The sequence below is a fragment of the Streptomyces sp. genome (assembly GCF_035563135.1).
GTDB lineage: Bacteria > Actinomycetota > Actinomycetes > Streptomycetales > Streptomycetaceae > Streptomyces.
Map to the genome: position 1 here is coordinate 1 of NZ_DATMVN010000676.1, position 3,104 is coordinate 3,104.

General features: G+C 71.0%; 3 protein-coding genes and 1 pseudogene. 1 reads left to right on the plus strand and 3 read right to left on the minus strand.

The window, feature by feature from the left end:
- Positions 1–141, plus strand: a pseudogene (locus tag VN520_RS30235) (integrase core domain-containing protein); the annotation flags it as partial.
- Positions 142–254: 113 nt separating this feature from the next.
- On the opposite strand, the gene VN520_RS30240 reads toward VN520_RS30235, so the two are convergent.
- From VN520_RS30240 to VN520_RS30250, 3 genes are all read right to left on the minus strand, one after another.
- The gene (locus VN520_RS30240) at positions 255–1,955 is read right to left on the minus strand and encodes a proline--tRNA ligase (RefSeq protein WP_325750130.1); all 1,701 of its coding nucleotides are present in this window, start codon (positions 1,953–1,955) and stop codon (positions 255–257) included.
- Between the two features lie 72 nt (positions 1,956–2,027).
- On the minus strand, positions 2,028–2,603 hold the full coding sequence (locus VN520_RS30245) for a GNAT family N-acetyltransferase (RefSeq protein WP_325750131.1): 576 nt from the start codon (positions 2,601–2,603) through the stop codon (positions 2,028–2,030).
- Between the two features lie 29 nt (positions 2,604–2,632).
- The coding region (locus VN520_RS30250; protein WP_325750132.1) for a GNAT family N-acetyltransferase at positions 2,633–3,104 on the minus strand (472 nt) is incomplete at its 5' end.

Consider the following 3,104-nt stretch of genomic DNA (forward strand, 5'->3'; position numbering starts at 1 on the left):
CGGCCCTACACCTCCAACGACGAGCGGACAGCGGCCCTGGCAGACTTCCTCCACAGCTACAACCACCACCGCTGCCACACCGCACTCGACGGCAAGCCACCGATCAGCCGAGTTAACAACGCTGAGGGTCAATACATCTAGAGCGTGTCCGGCACCGCGCCCTGAGATCCGGCCTGGTCCGGACGAAAGGCCCGGCCCCGCACACGCACGAGGACCCCGCGCGGTGCGCGGGGTCCTCTCCGCTGTGCGGCCGGTCAGCCCTGGTCGGTCAGGCGGGCGATCGCCTCGTCGACGGTGAGCTCCTCGCGCTCGCCCGTGCGGCGGTCCTTCAGCTCCAGGACGCCCTCGGCCGAACGGCGGCCGGCGACAAGGATCTTCGGGACGCCGATGAGCTCGGAGTCGGTGAACTTCACACCCGGCGAGACGCCCGCACGGTCGTCGACCAGGACGCGCAGGCCCGCGGCGCCGAGCTTCTCGGAGACGTCGAGGGCCAGCTCGGTCTGGAGCGCCTTGCCGGCCGCGACCACGTGCACGTCGGCCGGGGCGATCTCACGGGGCCAGCACAGGCCCTTGTCGTCGGCGGTCTGCTCGGCGAGGGCGGCCACCGCACGGGAGACGCCGATGCCGTACGAACCCATCGTGACGCGGACCGGCTTGCCCTGCTGGCCGAGGACATCGAGGGAGAAGATGTCGGCGTACTTGCGCCCGAGCTGGAAGATGTGGCCGATCTCGATGGCACGGTCGACCTGGAGGCCGGTGCCGCAGTCGGGGCAGGGGTCGCCCGCCTCGACGACGACGACGTCGAGGTACTCGTCGACCTCGAAGTCGCGGCCCGCGACGACGTTCTTCGCGTGCTTGCCCTCCTTGTTGGCTCCCGTGACCCAGGCGGTGCCGGCGGCGACGCGGGGGTCCGCGATGTAGCGGACCTTCTCCAGGCCCTGCGGGCCCACGTAGCCGCGTACCAGGTCGGGGCGGCCCACGAAGTCCTCGGCGGTGACGAGCTCGACGACGGCGGGGGCGAGGTGCTCGCCCAGCTTGCCGAGGTCGACCTCGCGGTCACCGGGCACACCGACGGCCACGATCTCGCCGTCGACCTTGACGAGGAGGTTCTTCAGGGTGGCGGAGGCCGGGACGCCGAGGTGGGCGGCGAGGGTCTCGATGGTCGGGGTGCCGGGGGTGTCCAGCTCCTCGACCGGGCCGGTCGCCGAGGCGTCGGCCGCGGTGGCCTTGAAGGTCACGGCCTCGGTGTTGGCGGCGTAGTCGCAGTTCGGGCAGTCGACGAAGGTGTCCTCACCGGCGGGCGCGGGGGCGAGGAACTCCTCGGAGGCGGACCCGCCCATGGCGCCGGAGACGGCGGAGACGACGCGGTGGTCGAGGCCGAGGCGATCGAAGATCCGGATGTACGCGGCACGGTGCAGCTGGTAGGCCTCGGCCAGGCCCTCGTCGGTGGTGTCGAAGGAGTACGAGTCCTTCATCTGGAACTCGCGGCCGCGCAGCACACCGGCGCGGGGGCGGGCCTCGTCGCGGTACTTGGTCTGGATCTGGTAGAGGATCACGGGCAGGTCCTTGTAGGACGAGCACATGTCCTTGACGACCTGGGTGAAGACCTCCTCGTGGGTGGGGCCGAGGAGGTAGTCGCCGCCCTTGCGGTCCCTGAGCCGGAACAGCAGGTCGCCGTACTCGTCGTACCGGCCGCTCGCCTCGTACGCCTCCTTGGGCAGCAGCGCGGGGAGCAGGACCTCCTGGCCGCCGATGGCGTCCATCTCCTCGCGGACGACGCGGGTGATGTTCTCCAGGACCTTCTTGCCGAGCGGCAGCCAGGACCAGATGCCGGCCGCGGTGCGGCGTACGTAACCGGCGCGGACGAGGAGCTTGTGGTTGAGCGTCTCGGCGTCCGCCGGGTCGTCGCGCAGTGTCTTGATCATCAATCGGGACATGCGCTGGACCTGGGCCATGGTGAACTCCTGCTCGCAAGGGTGGTGAGCCCGAGGTTAGCCGGGGGGCCCGCGCGGGCGGAAATCGATTCGTCAGCCGCGGCGCAGCGGCAGGGGCGCGCCCATCACCGCGTAGGGCTTGGGCGCGCTCGGGAAGAGGACCTGCCGGGCCAGGTCCTGGTAGCCGAGGGCGCGGTAGAGGCCGCGGGCGGGGCTCTCGGTGTCGATCGCGGAGAGGATGGAGCGGGGCAGGCCGGCGGCGTCCGTGACGGTGGTGATCAGGCACCGTCCGATGCCGCGCTGCTGGAACTCCGGGTGGACGTGGAGTTCGGTGATCACGAACGAGTCGTCGAGCCAGCCCTGGGAGCCGGTGGCGCGCAGATACGGTTCGACGACGGTGGACCACCAGTGCGTCCGGTCGTTCGGCAGTCCGTAGACGAATCCGACGAGCCGTCCGTCGGCGGCGGTGGCGCCGAGAGCACGGGCCTGCGGGTGGTCGAGGTGCCGCAGCACGATGTGGCGGCGTACGTCGATCTCCTCCTGGGAGAGGCCGAAGGCCAGCGCCTGCACGGCGAGTGCCTCGTCGACGCGGGCGGCGAGGTCGAGCGGTCCGACCACGATGTCGGGGGTCCCGGAGCCCCAGGAGGACCTGGGGGTTGCTGCTGCCATGCGGGAACCCTACTGGCCGCGCCGTCCGGTCAGAACAGCACGCTCATGAACGCGCCCGTCTCACGGAAGCCGACGCGGCTGTAGGCCCTGCGTGCGGCGGTGTTGTAGTCGTTCACGTAGAGGCTGACGACCGGTGCCACCTCGCTGAGCGCGTGGCGCAGGACGGCCGCCATGCCTGTTTCGGAGAGGCCCCGGCCCCGGGCCTCGGGGGCGACCCAGACTCCCTGGATCTGGCAGGCGTGGGGGGTGGCCGCGCCGATCTCCGCCTTGAAGAGCACCTTGCCGTCCTCTATGCGGGCGAATGAGCGGCCGCTGGTGATCAGTTCGGCGACCCGCGCCTGGTAGAGCAGGCCGCCGTCGCCGGCCAGCGGGGAGATGCCGACCTCCTCGGTGAACATCGCCACGCAGGCCGGCATGATCCGCTCCATCTCGTCCTTGCGGACGCGGCGGACGTACGGGTCGGGGGTGATGTCGGCGGGCATGCGGCCGGTGACCATGAGG